This window comes from Paracoccus sp. S-4012, assembly GCF_009674885.1.
Classification (GTDB): Bacteria; Pseudomonadota; Alphaproteobacteria; order Rhodobacterales; family Rhodobacteraceae; genus Paracoccus.
On the sequence record NZ_WKKA01000003.1, the window covers coordinates 178,175 to 195,338 of the forward strand.

Annotated in this window: 17 protein-coding genes; 5 read left to right on the forward strand and 12 right to left on the reverse strand. The window is 69.2% G+C overall.

Annotated features, from left to right (window positions below):
* Window positions 1-2: 2 nt before the first annotated feature.
* From GI374_RS06245 to GI374_RS06255, 3 genes are read left to right on the forward strand one after another with little or no spacing between them, the layout of a single operon-like run.
* Window positions 3-815, forward strand: coding sequence for an ABC transporter ATP-binding protein (locus tag GI374_RS06245; RefSeq protein ID WP_154336280.1), 813 nt, complete (start codon window positions 3-5; stop codon window positions 813-815).
* Complete coding sequence (locus tag GI374_RS06250; RefSeq protein WP_154336166.1) at window positions 812-1,651, forward strand: ABC transporter permease; 840 nt, start codon at window positions 812-814, stop codon at window positions 1,649-1,651. The genes GI374_RS06245 and GI374_RS06250 overlap by 4 nt, the downstream gene beginning before the upstream one ends.
* Before the next feature lies 1 nt (window position 1,652).
* On the forward strand, window positions 1,653-2,414 hold the full coding sequence (locus GI374_RS06255; RefSeq protein ID WP_370515174.1) for a GntR family transcriptional regulator: 762 nt from the start codon (window positions 1,653-1,655) through the stop codon (window positions 2,412-2,414).
* A gap of 42 nt (window positions 2,415-2,456) precedes the next feature.
* Here GI374_RS06255 and GI374_RS06260 read toward each other — a convergent pair whose 3' ends face one another.
* From GI374_RS06260 to scpA, 4 genes are all read right to left on the reverse strand, one after another.
* Window positions 2,457-3,086: an RraA family protein gene (locus GI374_RS06260; RefSeq protein WP_154336167.1), complete on the reverse strand. Its 630-nt coding sequence runs from the start codon at window positions 3,084-3,086 to the stop codon at window positions 2,457-2,459.
* Between the two features lie 29 nt (window positions 3,087-3,115).
* The gene (locus tag GI374_RS06265) at window positions 3,116-6,268 is read right to left on the reverse strand and encodes an efflux RND transporter permease subunit (RefSeq protein WP_154336168.1); all 3,153 of its coding nucleotides are present in this window, start codon (window positions 6,266-6,268) and stop codon (window positions 3,116-3,118) included.
* Window positions 6,269-7,498, reverse strand: a complete 1,230-nt coding sequence (locus GI374_RS06270) for an efflux RND transporter periplasmic adaptor subunit (protein ID WP_195759854.1) — start codon at window positions 7,496-7,498, stop codon at window positions 6,269-6,271.
* A 276-nt stretch (window positions 7,499-7,774) separates the two neighbouring features.
* Window positions 7,775-9,916, reverse strand: coding sequence for a methylmalonyl-CoA mutase (gene scpA, locus GI374_RS06275; protein WP_154336170.1), 2,142 nt, complete (start codon window positions 9,914-9,916; stop codon window positions 7,775-7,777).
* 60 nt (window positions 9,917-9,976) lie between these two features.
* On the opposite strand from scpA, the gene GI374_RS06280 reads away from it, so the two are divergent.
* Together GI374_RS06280 and GI374_RS06285 are read left to right on the forward strand one after the other, a co-directional pair.
* A complete protein-coding gene (locus tag GI374_RS06280) occupies window positions 9,977-10,483 on the forward strand; it encodes a DUF4174 domain-containing protein (protein ID WP_154336171.1) in 507 nt (168 codons plus the stop codon).
* 51 nt (window positions 10,484-10,534) lie between these two features.
* Window positions 10,535-10,720 carry a hypothetical protein gene (locus GI374_RS06285; RefSeq protein WP_154336172.1) on the forward strand — a complete coding sequence of 62 codons (186 nt, stop codon included), beginning with the start codon at window positions 10,535-10,537 and terminating at the stop codon, window positions 10,718-10,720.
* On the opposite strand, the gene GI374_RS06290 is transcribed toward GI374_RS06285, so the two are convergent.
* From GI374_RS06290 to GI374_RS06320, 8 genes are all read right to left on the reverse strand, one after another.
* Window positions 10,686-11,270: a hypothetical protein gene (locus GI374_RS06290; RefSeq protein ID WP_154336173.1), complete on the reverse strand. Its 585-nt coding sequence runs from the start codon at window positions 11,268-11,270 to the stop codon at window positions 10,686-10,688. The genes GI374_RS06285 and GI374_RS06290 overlap by 35 nt on opposite strands.
* 11 nt (window positions 11,271-11,281) lie before the next feature.
* Window positions 11,282-13,342, reverse strand: a complete 2,061-nt coding sequence (locus tag GI374_RS06295; protein WP_154336174.1) for an acetyl/propionyl/methylcrotonyl-CoA carboxylase subunit alpha — start codon at window positions 13,340-13,342, stop codon at window positions 11,282-11,284.
* A gap of 96 nt (window positions 13,343-13,438) precedes the next feature.
* On the reverse strand, window positions 13,439-13,660 hold the full coding sequence (locus GI374_RS06300; RefSeq protein ID WP_154336175.1) for a hypothetical protein: 222 nt from the start codon (window positions 13,658-13,660) through the stop codon (window positions 13,439-13,441).
* An 84-nt stretch (window positions 13,661-13,744) separates the two neighbouring features.
* Window positions 13,745-13,987, reverse strand: coding sequence for a hypothetical protein (locus tag GI374_RS06305; RefSeq protein ID WP_154336176.1), 243 nt, complete (start codon window positions 13,985-13,987; stop codon window positions 13,745-13,747).
* Window positions 13,988-14,108: 121 nt separating this feature from the next.
* Window positions 14,109-14,498: a hypothetical protein gene (locus GI374_RS06310; protein ID WP_154336177.1), complete on the reverse strand. Its 390-nt coding sequence runs from the start codon at window positions 14,496-14,498 to the stop codon at window positions 14,109-14,111.
* A 78-nt stretch (window positions 14,499-14,576) separates the two neighbouring features.
* Complete coding sequence (locus GI374_RS19630) at window positions 14,577-14,705, reverse strand: hypothetical protein (protein ID WP_255453668.1); 129 nt, start codon at window positions 14,703-14,705, stop codon at window positions 14,577-14,579.
* Between the two features lie 181 nt (window positions 14,706-14,886).
* Window positions 14,887-15,534 carry a DUF6497 family protein gene (locus tag GI374_RS06315; RefSeq protein ID WP_154336178.1) on the reverse strand — a complete coding sequence of 216 codons (648 nt, stop codon included), beginning with the start codon at window positions 15,532-15,534 and terminating at the stop codon, window positions 14,887-14,889.
* Window positions 15,534-17,066, reverse strand: coding sequence for an acyl-CoA carboxylase subunit beta (locus tag GI374_RS06320; protein ID WP_154336179.1), 1,533 nt, complete (start codon window positions 17,064-17,066; stop codon window positions 15,534-15,536). Before GI374_RS06320 ends, GI374_RS06315 begins: the two co-directional genes overlap by 1 nt.
* Window positions 17,067-17,164 lie beyond the last annotated feature (98 nt).

Sequence of the window (17,164 nt, forward strand, 5' to 3'; positions counted from 1 at the left end):
CCATGGTGCAGCCCCTGCGGGATCACGGCGCCGCCCCTGCGAGGGCGGGCCGGCCGGTCTACGAGATCGCCGGGCTGTCCAAGACCTATGCCCGCAACCAGCTCGTCGCCCTCGAGGGCGTCGAGCTGACCCTGCGTCAGGGCGAGTTCGTCTCGGTGGTCGGCTCCTCGGGCTGCGGCAAGTCCACGCTGCTGAAGATCATGGCCGGTCTGATCCCGCCGACCACCGGCCGCGTGGTGCTGGAGGGGCAGCCGGTCCTGGGACCGCGCGCCGACATCGGCATGATGTTCCAGCAGGCGACGCTGCTGCCGTGGAAGACCACGCTGGAAAACGTGGTCCTGCCGATCGGCATCCGTCAGGGCCGCGCCGCCGCGGCTGCGGCGCGGGCGCGGGCCAAGGCGCTGCTCGATCTCGTGGGCCTCAAGGACTTCGCCGATGTCTATCCGGGCGAGCTGTCCGGCGGCATGGCGCAGCGCGCCTCGATCTGCCGGATGCTGGTCACGGAGCCTGCGGTGCTGCTCCTCGACGAGCCGTTCTCGGCACTGGACGAGCTGACGCGCGACTTCATGAACATGGAGCTGCAGCGCATCTGCGCCGAGACGCGGGCGACGGCTTTCCTCGTCACCCACTCGCTGGCCGAGGCGGTGATCCTCTCGGACCGCATCCTCGTGATGCGCGCGCGGCCGGGCCGGGTGATCGAGGAGGTGGTCATCGACCTGCCGCGCCCGCGGACGCTGGAGATGATCAACACCGCGGAGTTCGGCCGCTATGTCGGCCACATCCGCGACCTGCTGGGACAGGAGGCCGCGCAATGACCGACGCAGTCCAGACCACCGTCTGGGTCGAGCGCGAGGCGCTGATCGACCGCATCCCCCGCTGGGCCGCGATGCTGGGCCTGTTCCTCGCCTTCGTGCTGATCTGGGACCTCGTGACCCGCGCCGGATGGGTGTCGCCGATCATCCTGCCGACCCCGCGCGAGACGCTCGACGACCTGATCTTCGTCGGCCAGAACCTGCTCTCGGGCGACTACATGCTGGCGGCGCTGTGGACCACCACGCGCACGGCGGCCTACGCCTTCCTGATCTCGGCCGCGATCGGCTTCAGCCTCGGCGTGCTGGTGGGCGAGACCAAGTTCGGCGAGCGTGCGGTGCTGCCCTATCTGGTCGCCATCGACACCATGCCGAAGATCGCCTTCGCGCCGCTCTTCATCGCCTGGCTGGGCTTCGGGATCGAATCGAAGGTCGCCCTCGCCGCCTTCATCGCCACTTTCCCGATCGTCGTCGCCACCGCCGCGGGCCTCTCGGCCTCCAGCGAGAACGAGCGGATGCTGTTCCGCACCATGGGGGCCGGGCGGATGCAGACGCTGTTCCAGCTGAAGCTGCCGAATGGGCTGCCCTACATCTTCACGGGGCTGAAGATCGCCACCGTGGGCGTCATGGCGGGCGTCATCACCGGCGAGTTCCTCGGCGGCGGCAAGGGCATGGGCGCGCTGATCCGCCAGTCGGCGAGCCAGATGAACACGCCGCGGGTCTTCGCGCTGATCCTCTATCTCAGCCTTCTCGGCCTCGGCCTCTACTTCCTCGTGGCCTGGGCGCAGCGGCGGCTGGTGTTCTGGAACCGCTCGGGGCTGACGGGACCGGGGGCGGGTTGAGGTGAGTGCCGAGGCACAGCCCCGGAACCTGTCCGAGCAGGCCTATGACCGCATTCGCCGCGACATCATCCTGGGCGAGTGGCGGCCCGGTGAGAAGCTGCTGTTGGAGGCCGTGTCGGACCGCTACGAGATCGGCATGGTCCCGGTGCGCGAGGCGCTGAACCGGCTCTCGGCCGAGGGGCTGGTCCTGCGCGAGAGGAATCGCGGCTTCTCGGTTTCGGCCCTGTCGATGGACGACCTCGAGGAACTGGTCAGCACCCGCATCCAGCTCGAGACGCTGGCGCTGCGCACCTCGATCGAGCGCGGCGACGAGGCCTGGGAGGAGCTGCTGGTCCTGAGCTACCACCGCCTGTCGCGCACCAACCGCATGCTGCCGCACGAGGCCGGGCGCGAACGGGTGTCGGACGAATGGGAGCCGCGCCACCGCGCCTTCCACCTCGCGCTGCTCAACGCCTGCGGCTCGCGCTGGCTGCTCGGCTTTTGCGAGACGATGATGGACCACGCGGTGCGCTATCGGAACGTGTCGATGAACGCCCATGCCAGTCAACTGCGCCGCGAGGGCGCGAATGGCGAGCATGAGGCGATCCTGCAGGCCGCCCTCGAACGCGACGCCGGCCGGGCCTGCGCCCTGCTGGCCGAGCATTACAGCGCGACGCTGGACGGCGTGCGCGACGTGGTGGGGACGACGCGCGACCCGGCCTGGAGCCACGCGCCGGAGAGTGCGGCGCGGGACAGCGGCAGGATCGCCCCGACGCGGCGCTGATCGCGCCGCTGCCCGGGGTCGTGCGGTGGCGGGCTCCGGGGGTCAGCCTTGGGCATAGGCACTGACATAGGTTCCGGCGGCGATCTGCCGAAGCATCTCCGCCTCTTTCAGTTCCTGCGCGCGAACGGCCTTCAGGAGGCGCTCGGCGCCAGTGACCGGAAACGCCACGATCCCGTCCGCATCGCCCACGACGATGTCGCCCGGATTGACCACCATCCCGCCGATCGAGACCGGCTCCCCTATTGCGCCGGGGCCGTGCTTGTAGGGGCCGCGATGGATCGCCGCGCGGGCGAAGACCGGGAAATCTCCCGCGCCGATGGCGGCGCTGTCGCGGATCGCGCCGTCGATGACGAAACCGGCGGCGCCGCGGCTGCGGGCGATGGCGACCATGATCTCGCCGATCAGCGCTCGCGCGGTCTCGCCGCCGCCATCGACGACCATGACATCGCGGGGCTGCACGAGGCCGAGCGCCTTGTGGATGAACAGGTTGTCGCCCGCCGCGACCCTGACGGTGAGGGCGCGTCCGACCATCGTGCCGCCGCTGCCATGAAACGGCCGCAGCCCCACGGCGCCCGGCAAGCGCTCGAGGTTGTCGCTGATGACGGCCGTCGCCGCGCGGCGGAACCCCTCCAGCAGGCTGGCGATGTCGGCGGCGTCGGCGGCGGGTGTCATGGTCTGTCCTTTGCCATCGGGCGTGCGTCTCAGCTTGCCGCCCGCGGCGGCTCGCCCTCACGACCATGCGTCCGGCCTTCATCATGCGGCGCGCGCGGCAGGAAGCGTCCGACGAAGCGGCCGAAGCTCTGCAGATAGGTCAGCATCACCGGCACCACGACCAGCGTCAGCAGCGTGGACGAGATCAGCCCGCCGATCACCGCATGGGCCATCGGCGCGTTCTGGCTGCTGCCCTGATGCAGGTTCAGCGCCAGCGGCGTCATCCCGAGGATCATCGCCAGCGTGGTCATGATGATCGGCCGGAACCGCACCCGCCCCGCCGCCACGAGCGCGTCGTAGAGGTTCGCGCCGCGCTCGCGCACCTGCTGGTTGGCGTTGTCCACCAGCAGGATCGCGTTTTTGACCACGAGGCCCATCAGCATGATGAAGCCGATCATCGACATCATGTTCAGCGTCGAGCCGCCGACCAGCAGACCCAGCACCACCCCGATCAGCGACAGCGGCAGCGAGGCCATGATCGCCACCGGCTGCAGGAAGCTGCCGAACTGCGAGGCGAGCACGAGGTAGATGAAGATCACCGCCAGCAGCAGCGCCGAGGCGGCGGAGGCACCGGACTCGGCCAGCGCCTCGGCATCGCCGCCGAGACCGAAGCGGTAGCCGTCCGGCAGCACCATCTCCTGCGAGATCGAGGCCACCTGCGTCAGCACGTCGGGCGGCGCCCCCGGCGCGATGTTGGCGTCGATGGTGACGCGGCGGTCGAGGTCCTGGCGCAGGATCTCGGACTGGCCCACGGTCCGGGTGATCGCCGCGACCTGATCGAGCCGCGCGACTTCGCCGGTCTGCGGGTTGGTCCCGATCGGCAGGTTGCCCAGCGCGCCGATCTCGCTGCGCGCGGCCTCCTCCAGCCGCACGACGACGTCGTAGCTCTCGCCGTCGGGCGCGGTCCATTCCGCCACGCTGCTGCCGCTCATCATCGGGGTCAGCGCGCCGCTGATCTGCTGGAGCGAGATTCCGAGTTCGCTCGCCAGCAGGTTGTCGACCTGGATGCCGATCTGAGGCTGCGCGGCGTTCATGGAGGAATCGATGTCCGCCAGCCCCTCGATCTGCGCCAGCCGCGCGGCGATCTGCTCGCCGATGCGGGCGAGGGTCTCGGTGTCGTCGCCATAGACGATGATCTCGACCGGCTTGCCGCCAGGGCCGAAACTGTCCTCGGCGCTGATCACGGTCTCGAGACCGGGGAGGCGTTGCAGCAACTCGCGGGTGCGGGCCGCGAACTCCTGCGCGGTGATGCTGCGCTCGTCATGCGGGACCATCGTCACGCTGATCGTCGCGGCGTTCGCCGTCCCCGAGCCAACCACCGCCCCGGCAATCGAGGTGTAGGTCGTGGCGACCGCCGGGTCCTCGCGCAGCATGGCGCCGATCTGGACCGCCCGCGCGGCGGTGTAGTCGAGCGACGAGCCGGGCAGGGTCTCGATGTTGACCGAGACCTTGCCGTTGTCCTGCGAGGGCAGGAACTCGGTCCCGATCAGGGGGATCAGGGGGAAGCTGCCGAAAAACAGTCCGAAGGCGATCGCCAGCGTGACCAGCCGGTGCCGCAGCGCCCAGCGCAGCACGCCGACATAGCCGCGCGTCACCGCCTCGAACCAGCGGTTGAAGCGGCCGACCATGCGGCCAATCGGGCCGCGCTTCGCGCCGGGTTCGGCATCGGGGTCATACCAGACGCTCGACAGCATCGGGTCGAGCGTGAAGGCGACGAAGAGCGAGATCATCACCGCAACCGAGACCGTGACCCCGAACTGCAGGAAGAACCGGCCCATGATGCCTTCCATGAAGGCCACCGGCAGGAACACCGCGACGATGGAGAGGGTCGTCGCCATCACCGCGAGGCCGATCTCCTTGGTGCCCTCGAGCGCCGCCTGCCGGGGGCCTTTGCCCATGTTCAGGTGGCGCATGATGTTTTCGCGCACCACGATCGCATCGTCGATCAGGATGCCGACCGACAGCGACAGCCCCATCAGCGTCATGATGTTGAGCGAGAAGCCCAGCACATAGAGCGCGAACATCGTGCCGATGATCGAGATCGGCAGCGTCAGCCCGGTGATGATGGTCGAGCGCCACGAATTCAGGAACAGGAACACGACCACCACCGACAGGATCGCGCCCTCGATCAGCATGTTCTGCACCGCCTCGACCGAGGCCTCGATTGCCGTGGCGTCGCTGGCGATCACCTGGATCTCGACGTCGTCGGGCAGCACCGTCGCGGCGAGTTGTTCGGCGGCGGCGACGATGTCATGGGCGACCTGCACGGTGTTGGCGCCCTGCACCTTCATCACGTCCACCGCGAGCGCGCGCCCGCCGTTGAGGAAGGCAAGGCTCGAAGCCTCGGCCGCGCCGATGCTGATGGTGGCGACATCAGTGAGGTAGACCGCCTGCCCGCCCTGCCGGCCGACGATGATGCGGCGGAAATCCTCGACATTCTCGAGGCTGCCGCGGATCTGGATCGACTGCTGGGTGGCGCCCTCGTTGATCTCGCCCGCGGGCAGGTCGGCGGCGTTGTCGCGGATCGCGGCCATCACCTCGGTGACGGCGATGCCCTGCGCGGCCAGCCGCTCGGGGTCGAGGGTCACGTCCACCTGCGCCGGCAACCCGCCCACGACCGAGACGCTGCCGACGCCGCCCACGTTCCGCAGCGGGTTGACGATCATGTCCTCGGTCAGCGTCGTCAGCTCCGGGATCGAGCGGACCTGCGAGCTGACGGCGATCGAGATGATCGGCATGGCAGAGGGATCGAAGCGCAGGATCGTGGGCGCATCGGCGCGTTCTGGCAGCACCGCCTGGATGCTCGACAGCCGGTCGCGCACATTGTCCATCGCCTCGGCCGAACTCACGTCGAGGTCGAACTGCATCAGCACCATCGCCTGACCGGCCTGCGCGGTGGACCGGATCGTGTCGATGCCGCTGATCGTGGCCATCGAGTCCTCGATGGGCCGGACGATGTCGTTCTCAACCGCCTCGGGCGAGGCGCCGTCATAGGCGACCACCACCGCGACCACGGGGATGTCGACGTTGGGCAGCTGCTCGACCGGCAGCCGCTGCCACGAGAACAGGCCGAGGATCACGATCGCCGCCATCATCATGGTGGCGAAGACCGGATGGCCGACGCTGATGCGGGTCAGGAACATCTACATCCTGTCCGTCACGCGGACGGCCATGGCGTCGGTCAGGTCCGGCAGGCGGCCCGAGACGATCCGCTCGCCCGCCTCCAGCCCCGACTCGATGCCGATCAGCGTGTCGCCCTGCCAGAGGCTGCCGGTTTCGACCGGCTGGCGCACGAGGCTGCCGTCTTCGATCTTCAGCACGAAGCTGCCCGCATCATCCTCCCGCACGCTCGTGCGGGGGACGGCGACCGCGTCGGGCTCGGAGCGCAGCAGGATCTCGCCCGTGGCATACATGCCGCCACGCAGATCGAGGTCGGGGTTGTCCACGACGATCGAGACCGGCGCGTTGCGGCTGCCCGAGGCGGCGGTGGGGCTGACCCCCTCGATGCGGCCCCCGAAGCTGCGGCCGGGCAATCCCTCGACGGTGAAGGCGACGGCCTGCCCGCGCTCGAGCTGCACGGTCTGGGCGACCGGCACGAGCACCTCCAGCGTCATCACCGAGAGGTCGGCGAGCCGGAACAGGGTCGCGCCTGCGGCGACGGTCTGGCCCAGCTCGACGGCGCGCTCGGCGATGATGCCGTCGATGGGCGCATGGATGCTGGCGTCGTTTAGGGTGATCTCGGCCGCGGCGACGGCTGCTTGCTGCACATCCACGTTGGCGCGCTGCACGGCCAGATTGCTCTGCGCCGTCTCCGCCGCGACCGAGGCTGATACCCCACGCCGCGCGAGTTCCTCCGCCCGTGCAGCCTCGGCTTCGGCCAAGGCGTATTGCGCCCGCGACGCCTCGAGCGCGGCGGTCTGCTGGGCAAGCTGCGCCCGCAGCGCCTCGACGTCGATCTGGGCCAGCAACGCGCCCCGGGTCACGCGGTCGCCGAGGCGGGCATGGACCTCGGCGACGGTGCCCGCGAGGCGGCTGTTGATCTGCACCTGCGTGCGCGGCTGCAGGGTGCCGCTGATGCGCAGCGTGTCGCGCAGCGTGTCGCGCTCGACCTCGGTCACGTCCAGCGGATGGAGAAGGATCTCGCCGCTCGCCGCCGCCACGCCGGTCGAGGCGACGGTCTCGGGGGCGCTGCCCTGCCGGCCGTCCCAGATGAGCACCGCCGCAAGCGCCGCCGCCAGCAGCGCGACGACGACCCAGGGCCAGCGCGCCCGCCGCACGGGCTGCGCGCGCCTCCGGCGCTCGCGCTCGGACATGGCCCAGTCGGGCTTCGCCATGCTGGCGGGTGCCGGATGCGGCATGTCGTCGTTGGGCAACGGTCCGTCATCCTTCTTCTCGGGCGGCGGGCCATGATCGCGGCCGGACGTCTCTGCCTGTCGCCATCGCCTCACCCGCGCAATGGTTCCGGGACGGCGGGCGCCATGTGACCCCGCGTTGGTCCCATGGCGCATGGCCGGGGCAGGCGCAAAGCAAACCGCATCAAGCCTGCGGCACCGCGACCGCACAAGCTGCCCGAAGGACACGCGCGAGGCGGGCAGGGCGGCGACCCGCGGCCGCGCCCGCCCATCGTCGCGTTGGCCTGCGGTATCGCCTCAGCGGCGCGCGGCGCGGATCAGGTCGAGGATGTCGCGCGCGGCGGCGGGGATGTTGGTCCCAGGACCGAAGATCGCCTTCACCCCGGCGGCCTTGAGGAACTCGTAATCCTGCTGCGGGATCACGCCCCCGCAGATCACGAGGATATCCCCGGCCCCCTGCGCCTTCAGCGCCTCGATCAGCTTCGGCGCAAGCGTCTTGTGCCCCGCCGCCTGTGACGAGATGCCGACCACATGCACGTCATTGTCCACGGCGTCCTGCGCGGCTTCCTCGGGCGTCTGGAAGAGCGGCCCCACGTCCACGTCGAAGCCGATATCGGCGAAGGCGGTGGCGATGACCTTGGCGCCGCGGTCGTGGCCGTCCTGGCCCATCTTCACGACGAGGATCCGCGGCCGCCGGCCTTCTTCCTCGGCGAAATCCTCCACGTCCTGCTGGATACGGGCAAAGCCCTCGTCGCCCTCATAGGCCGCGCCGTAAACCCCGGCGAGCGTGCGGACCTCGGCCCGGTGGCGTCCGAAGGCCTTTTCCATCGCCATGCTGATCTCTCCGACGCTGGCCCGCGCCCGCGCCGCCTCGACCGCCGCTTCCAGCAGGTTGCCGCCCTCGCGCGCCGTGCGCTCGACCTCGGCCAGCGCCGCGTCGCAGGCGGACTTGTCGCGGGCGGCGCGGAGCTTCTCCAGCCGGGCGATCTGGCTCAGGCGGACCGCGACGTTGTCGATGTCGAGGATGTCGATCGGGTCTTCCTTGTCCTTGCGGTATTTGTTGACGCCGACGATGACCTCCTCGCCGCGGTCGATCATGGCCTGCCTGCGCGCCGCCGTCTCCTCGATCCTGAGCTTCGGCTGGCCGGAGGCGACAGCCTTGGTCATGCCGCCCATCGCCTCGACTTCCTCGATGATGGCCCAAGCCTTCTCGGCCAGTTCGGCGGTCAGGCTCTCGACGTAATAGGAGCCCGCGAGCGGGTCCACGACATGCGTGATGCCGGTCTCCTCCTGCAGGATCAGCTGCGTGTTCCGCGCGATCCGGGCCGCGAAGTCGGTCGGCAGCGCGATGGCTTCGTCGAGCGCGTTGGTGTGCAGCGACTGCGTTCCGCCGAGGGCGGCCGACATCGCCTCGTAGGCGGTGCGGATGACGTTGTTGTAAGGGTCCTGCTCCTGCAGGCTGACGCCCGAGGTCTGGCAATGCGTGCGCAGCATCAGGCTCGACGGCTTCTGCGCGCCGAAATCGGACATGATCCGGTGCCACAGCAGCCGCGCCGCGCGCAGCTTCGCGGCCTCCATGAAGAAGTTCATGCCGATGGCGAAGAAGAAGCTCAGCCGCCCTGCGAAAGCGTCCACGTCCATGCCCGCCGCCATCGCCGCACGGACGTATTCCCGCCCGTCGGCCAGCGTGTAGGCCAGCTCTTGCACGAGGTTCGCCCCGGCCTCCTGCATGTGGTAGCCGGAGATCGAGATCGAGTTGAACTTCGGCATCTCGGCCGAGGTGTAGGCGATGATGTCCGACACGATCCGCATCGAGGGTTCGGGCGGGTAGATGTAGGTGTTTCGGACCATGAACTCCTTGAGGATGTCGTTCTGGATGGTCCCGCTGAGCGCCGCGCGCGGCACCCCCTGCTCCTCGCCCGCGACGATGAAATTCGCCAGGATCGGGATCACCGCGCCGTTCATGGTCATCGAGACGCTGACGCGGTCGAGCGGGATGCCGTCGAAGAGGATCTTCATGTCCTCGACGGAATCGATCGCGACGCCCGCCTTGCCCACGTCGCCCTCGACGCGCGGGTGGTCGCTGTCATAGCCGCGATGGGTGGCGAGGTCGAAGGCGACCGAGACCCCCTGCTGCCCCGCGGCGAGGCCGCGGCGGTAGAAGGCGTTGCTCTCCTCGGCGGTCGAGAAGCCGGCATATTGCCGGATCGTCCAGGGGCGGCCGGCATACATCGTCGCCCGCGGGCCGCGCGTGAAGGGGGCCAGGCCGGGCAGGCTGCCCATATGCGCGAGGTCCGCGGTGTCGGCCTCGGTATAGAGGGGCTTCACCGCGATCCCCTCCAGCGTGTCCCAGGTCAGGCTCTCGGGGTCCGCGCCCTTCAGCTCCCTGGCTGCGAGCGCGCGCCACTGGGCGAGGTCGGGCTTGGCGGTCTCGGTCATGGGTCGTCCTTTCCGTTACCGCTCCGCGCCTTATATAAGGGGGCGAAGCGTGAGGTGCCGATGAGAATGAATTGGGTGCTGCTGCTGGCGGTGCCGCTGATTGCCGCGATGGGCGAGTCGGCCCCCCCGCCCGGTCCGGTGCAACTGCCACGGGTCGATACCCCGGTGGTCGAGGCGCCCGCGCCGCAGCCCGCGGCGCCGGAATTGCCGCTGAAACAGGCCGCCGATGTCGCGCCGCGCGAGTTGGTCGGCGTCTCCCGCCCGCTGGTGATCTTCGCCGATACCGAGGCCGACCCGTCCTTCGCCGGCCAGATCGCCATGCTGGAACGCAGCCCCGGCGTCCTGATCGAGCGTGACGTGGTGGTGATCGTGGACGCGGACCCCGCGGCGCGCAGCGAATGGCGCCAATGGCTGCGGCCCGAGGGCTTCTCGCTCGTCCTGATCGACAAGGACGGGCAGGTGAAGCAGCGCAAGCCCTCGATCTGGGACACGCGAGAGATCACGCGTTCGATCGACAAGTTCCCCTCGCGCCGGGTGGAAATCGGGCGCGCGCAGATTCTGCCGTGATTGCGTTTCCGCACAGGCGCGCCCATATTTGACGTGATGGAGGGTTCCGAGATGGCCGACACCCGCACGAAATCGAAACCGCGTCCGGTAGAACGCGCGACAGAAGCGTCGCGGCAGCCGACTGCCCGCCACGCGCGGCCCGACGACGAAACCATGGCGGCGCTGATCGCTGAGGCCGAGCGGATCATGGGCGTCAAGCCCATCACGGGACGGACGCGCCCGCGTCCGGGCTACTGAGCCGCCTAGGCCGCTTCGTGCCGTCCTCGTTCGTGGCGATGGCGAGCAGAGCCTGCTCGCCCCGCGCCATGGCATCGCGCTTGAAGGCGATGTAATCACGATACATCTGCGCCGCCCGTTCCGGTCTGACCTTGTCTGGATCCAGCGCCCGCAAGTCCGAGATCGCCGCGCCGATAGCGTTCAGTTGACTGTAGTAGAGCACCAGGGGGTCGATCGTGTCGCGCGGCAGGACGTGAATCTCGCCGATGATGGCCCGGAAGATCGCGTCGTTGGACTCCGTCGGGATGGTGGGGAAATAGCCTGCCTCGGTCTCGATCCGACGCGCGATCTCGGCGCCGTAGGAGCCGAGGTCCTCCCGCCGGAGCGCCGAGACATAGGCCCGTATCTCGGCAAAGAGCGCGCGCTGCACGTCCCGCACCCGTTCGGCCCGTAGCGCCGCGTCGCGGCGCCGGTTCTGCCGGTTCACGACCCACCAGCCCGCCGCGATGAACAGCCCGGCGATGATCGCCTGCTGCGCCTGCGGGGAGAGGTAGGGGTCGAGGAACGGCATGGGTCAGGCGCTCACGCGAACTCTAGGATCACGTCGTCCACCTTCAGGCTCTGTCCCGGCTCGGCCAGGATGCGGCTGACGACGCCCTTCCTCTCGGCGCGCAGCGTGTTCTCCATCTTCATCGCCTCGACGGTGGCCAGCGCCTGACCCTCCTGCACCTCGTCGCCTTCGGAGACGCTGATGCGGACCACCAGCCCCGGCATCGGGCAAAGGAGGAATTTCGAGGTGTCGGGCGCCTGCTTTTCCGGCATCAGCCGCGCCAGCTCCGCCGCGCGGGGCGAGCGGACATGGACCCGCAGGTCGGCGCCGCGGACGCGCAGGCGGAAGCCGCCACCGGCGATCTTGTCCACCTTCATCACGAGCGGCTCGCCACTGACCTCGAAGCGGCCCAGCGACTGGCCGGGCAGCCAGTCGCCCTCGACCCGGATCGCGCGCTCGCCCACGGTGACTGTGGAGCCGTGCTGGTCGGCCCGGACCCTGGCCGGGAACTCGCGCCCGTCGATCGTCACGATCCAATCGTCGCCGACCTTGCGCTCGTGGTTGCCGAGCGTGCCGGAGATGCGGGTGCGGCGGATTTCGGCGACGCGGTGCATGGCGGCGGCGGCGGCCGCGACGCGCTCCAGTTCGTCGTCGGGCAACTCCGCGCCCGCGAAGCCCTCGGGATATTCCTCGGCGATGAAGGCGGTGGTGATGTCACCCGAGACGAAGCGCGGGTGATCCATCACGGCGCTGAGGAAGGGCAGATTGTGGCCGATCCCCTCGACCTCGAAGCCGTCGAGGGCCTGCCGCATGGCCTCGATCGCCTCGCGGCGTGAGGGCGCCCAGGTGCAGAGCTTGGCGATCATCGGGTCATAGAACATGCTGATCTCGCCACCCTCCGACACGCCGGTGTCGTTGCGGACCCCGACAGGGCCGTGCGGCGGCGTATCGCCCGGATGCGCCGGTACCCAGCGGCCGGTCTCCTCCAGCGGTCCCGCCGCGACTTCCACCGGCGGGCGGTAGCGGGTCAGGCGGCCGATGGAGGGCAGGAAGTTGCGGTAGGGGTCCTCGGCATAGAGGCGGCTCTCGATCGCCCAGCCGGTGATCTTCAGGTCGTCCTGCGCGAAGAGCAGCGGCTCGCCGGCCGCCACGCGGATCATCTGCTCGACCAGGTCGATGCCGGTGATGAGCTCCGTCACCGGATGCTCCACCTGAAGGCGGGTATTCATTTCAAGGAAGTAGAAGCTCTTGTTCGCGTCGACGATGAACTCCACCGTGCCGGCCGAGGTGTAGCCCACGGCCTTGGCGAGCGCGACCGCCTGCTCGCCCATCGCCCGTCGCGTCTCGGGGTCGAGGAAGGGCGACGGGGCCTCCTCGATGACCTTCTGGTTGCGCCGCTGGATCGAGCATTCGCGCTCGTGCAGGTAAACGGCATTGCCGTGCTGGTCGGCCAGCACCTGAATCTCGATGTGGCGCGGCTGGGTGACGAACTTCTCGATGAAGATGCGGTCGTCGCCGAAGCTGGCCGCCGCCTCGTTCTTCGAGGCCTGGAAACCCTCGCGCGCCTCCTCGTCACTCCATGCGATCCGCATGCCCTTGCCGCCGCCGCCGGCACTGGCCTTGAGCATCACCGGGTAGCCGATCTCGTTGCTGATCTTCACCGCCTCGTCGGCATCGGCGATCAGGCCCATGTAGCCGGGCACCGTCGAGACGCCCGCCTCCTGCGCGATCTTCTTCGAGGTGATCTTGTCGCCCATCGCCTCGATCGCGGAGGCAGGCGGGCCGATGAAGGCCACGCCCTCCTTCTCCAGCGCCTCGGCGAACTTCCTGTTCTCGCTCAGGAATCCGTAGCCCGGATGGACCGCCTCGGCCCCGGTCTGACGGATGGCGTCCATGATCCTGTCGATCACGATGTAGCTCTGCGCCGCCGGGGGCGGGCCGATATGCACGGCCTCGTCCGCCATCCTGACATGCAGCGCGTCGCGGTCGGCGTCGGAATAGACGGCGACCGTGGCGATGCCCATCTTGCGCGCCGTCTTGATGACGCGGCAGGCGATCTCGCCGCGGTTGGCGATCAGGATCTTGCGGAACATTCTTCATCCCCGGACATGAGAAAGCCGCCCTGGCGCGAGGGCCGGGGCGGCGTGAGGCGGTGGTCAGGCGCGCCGCGCGGTGCGGCGGCCCTCAGGTCACTGGCAGAGGCCGACGTCGTCGCAGAAGACGCCGCCCGCGGCGCCGATCGCGGCGCCCTTGAGGCGGTCGCTGCCGCTCTCGCCGCGGACCTGCTGGACGACATAGCCGGTGCCGGCGCCGATGATGGCGCGGTCGACGTCGGTCGGGTTGATGCCTTGAGTGCAGCCGGCGACTGCTGCGAGCGCGAGGCCGGCAAGGCCGAGGGTGATCTTGGACATGGGTTGGTCTTTCCTGATGCGCGGCATGGGCGCCCGGATGCGCTGCCGCCCCGGACGCCGCCGCCGCTATGGGCGTTCAGTGGCTCAGTAGCGCCGCTGGCAGACGCCGAGATCGTCGCAAAGGGCGCCGCCGATGCCGCCGATGGCCGCGCCAGTGGCAACATCCTCGTCGAGAGCCTTGGCGATGACGCCTCCGGCGATCGCACCGCCGGCGGCGCGCTGCACGTCCGGCGAGAGCTGCTGGCCATACGGGCCTTGCGTACAGGCGCCGAGCACGGCGAGTGCGGCACCGGCAACGGTGAGGCGGAGAAGGGAGAGAGAGCGCATGTGATCCTGCCTGTGTGTTTGGGCCGCTCAGGGCCGAAGAACCGTGTCGGAAGCATGGCAGTTCCGGCATCCGGCCGGAATTGACAACGGTGTGAGACGGCGTGTGCGCGGCAGATCGGCATCAATCCGCCGCCTCGTCATCGAAGTAATCCGTTTCGCCGCCGCCGCTTCCGTCGAAAATCTCGGGAAACGCAGCCTCGGCCCGCGCGAGGTCCACGCGCAGCAGCTGCTCGTAGCTCTTGGGGTCCAGCGGGCCGACCGCCAGCACCTCACGCCCCAGCAGCCAACCGAGGCGGCCGGCGTCGAGGTTGCCGCGCTCGAACGGCTCGTCGCCGAAATGCTCGATCAGGGCGGCGAGGAAGGCGCGGTCGGCGGCGCGGTCGATGGCCGCACGGTCGCGGTAGCGCTCGCGCGCCACGAGGGGCGTGACGCCCTTGGGATTGGCGCGACGGATGACGAACTGGAGGTCGGAGGAGGGCAGCCGCCCCGGAAAGCCGCGATGCTTCAGCATGGGACGCGCTCCCTTGCGCTGCGTCCCGTTGTCCCGCGCGGGCAGAAGACCCGCCCGCGCGGAGGCGTCAGGACAAAATCAGTACTTGCCGCTGAAGACCGGCTCGGGCGCGACGACGACCGGCTGGGTGACAACTTCGGGCTGCTGCGGCTGGCAGGCGGCGACGAAGGCCACGGTGATGGCGGCAAGGGCGATGCGGATGGACATGGTGCGCTCCTGTAAGGCGGGGTGGTGCCCCGACTGCTCGGTTGATGGCTGCCCGCAAGCGTCGGCAGCGGCGCCACTTTAAGGGGGGCGGGGCGAAGCGGACAGGTGGGCGCCGGGCGGCGCAGGGTCGCGCGCGCAGTCTGTTGCCTTGTTGCATCAGGCACTTGGCGGGAAGGCGCCATCACCACGGCTCCCAGATGCAGTGTCTGCCGTCGTCCGAGATCGAGAAAGCCTCGAACAGCTGCACGGCCTCGATATCGACGGCGCCGAACTCGGTCGGGCGGTCGGAGACGCTGATGATGATCTGCGCGGGCCGCGGCGCCGTGTCGGCTGCGACCCGCGGCAGCACCCAGTTCTCGCAGATCCAGGCGATATCGGCATGGACCGGATCCTGCAGGAGGATGTCGGGATCGGCGGGGACCGCCAGGGGGGCGTCGAACTCGTCCTCGGCGAAGACAAAGTCCTCGGGGCGGAAATCGGGCAGATCGAGGTCCTCGGGATCGACCAGCTCGGACTCCGCCAGGGGGTCCACCTTTACCGCCGTGCCGGGACGCAGCGAGATGTCGAGCCCGAGGCTGTCGAGTTCGGCCATGTCCTCCTCGGTCAGATCGCCCGTGGCGTCGCCGGTGGTGACGGGCACGAGGGAGGCCAGATCGGGCATGATGAAGCGATAGCGCCAGGTCACGCCCGCGGGGCCGGGCACGTCGCGCACGGTGTCCACGAAGCGCAGCTCCGCCCCCGAGGGCGCCGTGATCGCCTCGCCGTCCGGCGCCGCCGGAACCGTGGCCGCCGCCCAGGGAGCCGCCGCCGAGGCCAGCAGCGCCCCCATCACAGCGGAATGTTGTCGTGCTTTTTCCACGGATTCGCGAGCTTCTTGCCGCGCAGGCTTGCAAAGGCGCGGGTGATGCGGCGGCGGGTCGAATGCGGCTGGATCACCTCGTCGATGAACCCCTTCTCGGCCGCGACCATCGGGTTGGCGAAGCGGTCCTCGTAGTCCTTCGTGCGCGCCGCGATCTTTCCGGCGTCGTCCAGCTCCGAGCGGTAGAGGATCTCGACCGCGCCCTTGGCGCCCATCACCGCGATCTCGGCCGTGGGCCAGGCGTAGTTGAAGTCGCCGCGAAGGTGTTTCGACGCCATGACGTCATAGGCGCCGCCATAGGCCTTGCGGGTGATAACCGTGACCTTCGGCACCGTCGCCTCGCCATAGGCAAAGAGCAGCTTCGCGCCGTGCTTGATGACGCCGCCATGCTCCTGCCCGGTGCCCGGCAGGAAGCCCGGCACGTCCACGAGGGTCAGGATCGGGATCTCGAAGGCGTCGCAGAAGCGCACGAAGCGCGCGGCCTTGCGGCTCGAGTCGATGTCCAGCACCCCGGCCAGCACCATCGGCTGGTTCGCCACGACGCCGACCGTCTGCCCCTCGAGCCGGATGAAGCCGGTGACGATGTTGCCCGCGAAATCCTTCTGGATCTCGTAGAAGTCGCCCTCGTCGGCGAGCTTCAGGATCAGCTCCTTCATGTCGTAGGGCTGGTTCGGGTTCGACGGGATCAGCGTGTCGAGCGAATGCTCGATCCGCGCCGGATCGTCGAAGAAGGGCCGCGTCGGCGCCTTCTCGCGGTTCGAGAGCGGCAGGAAGTCGAACAGGCGCCGGATTTCCGAGAGCGCCTCGACGTCGTTCTCGAAGGCGCCGTCGGCGACCGAGGATTTCCGCGTATGCGTGGAGGCGCCGCCCAGTTCCTCCGCCGTCACCTGCTCGTTCGTCACGGTCTTCACCACGTCGGGGCCGGTCACGAACATGTAAGAGGTGTCCTTCACCATGAAGATGAAGTCGGTCATGGCCGGCGAATAGACCGCGCCGCCGGCGCAGGGGCCCATGATGACGCTGATCTGCGGGATCACGCCCGAGGCCAGCACGTTGCGCTGGAACACGTCCGCATAACCGGCGAGCGAGGCCACCCCCTCCTGGATGCGCGCCCCGCCCGAGTCGTTGAGCCCGATCACCGGCGCGCCGTTCTGCAACGCCATGTCCATGATCTTGCAGATTTTCTGCGCGTGGGTCTCGGACAACGAGCCGCCGAACACGGTGAAATCCTGCGAAAAGACATAGACCATGCGGCCGTTGATCGTGCCCCAGCCGGTCACGACGCCGTCGCCATAGGGGCGGTCCGCCTCCATCCCGAACTCGGTCGAGCGGTGGCGGACGAACATGTCGAACTCCTCGAAGCTGCCCTCGTCGAGCAGCAGCTCCAGCCGCTCGCGCGCGGTCAGCTTGCCGCGGGCGTGCTGGGCGTCGATGCGCTTCTGCCCGCCGCCGAGGCGCGCCGCGGCGCGATTCTCTTCCAGCTGCTCGAGGATGTCCTTCATCGCGGCGTCCCTTTGTCCCTCTGGCGGCCGACGCTGCCGCCGAACCTGCCGCTGGAAACGGCATATCGCGCGGGATTGCAAGCATGGCGCGACCGGGG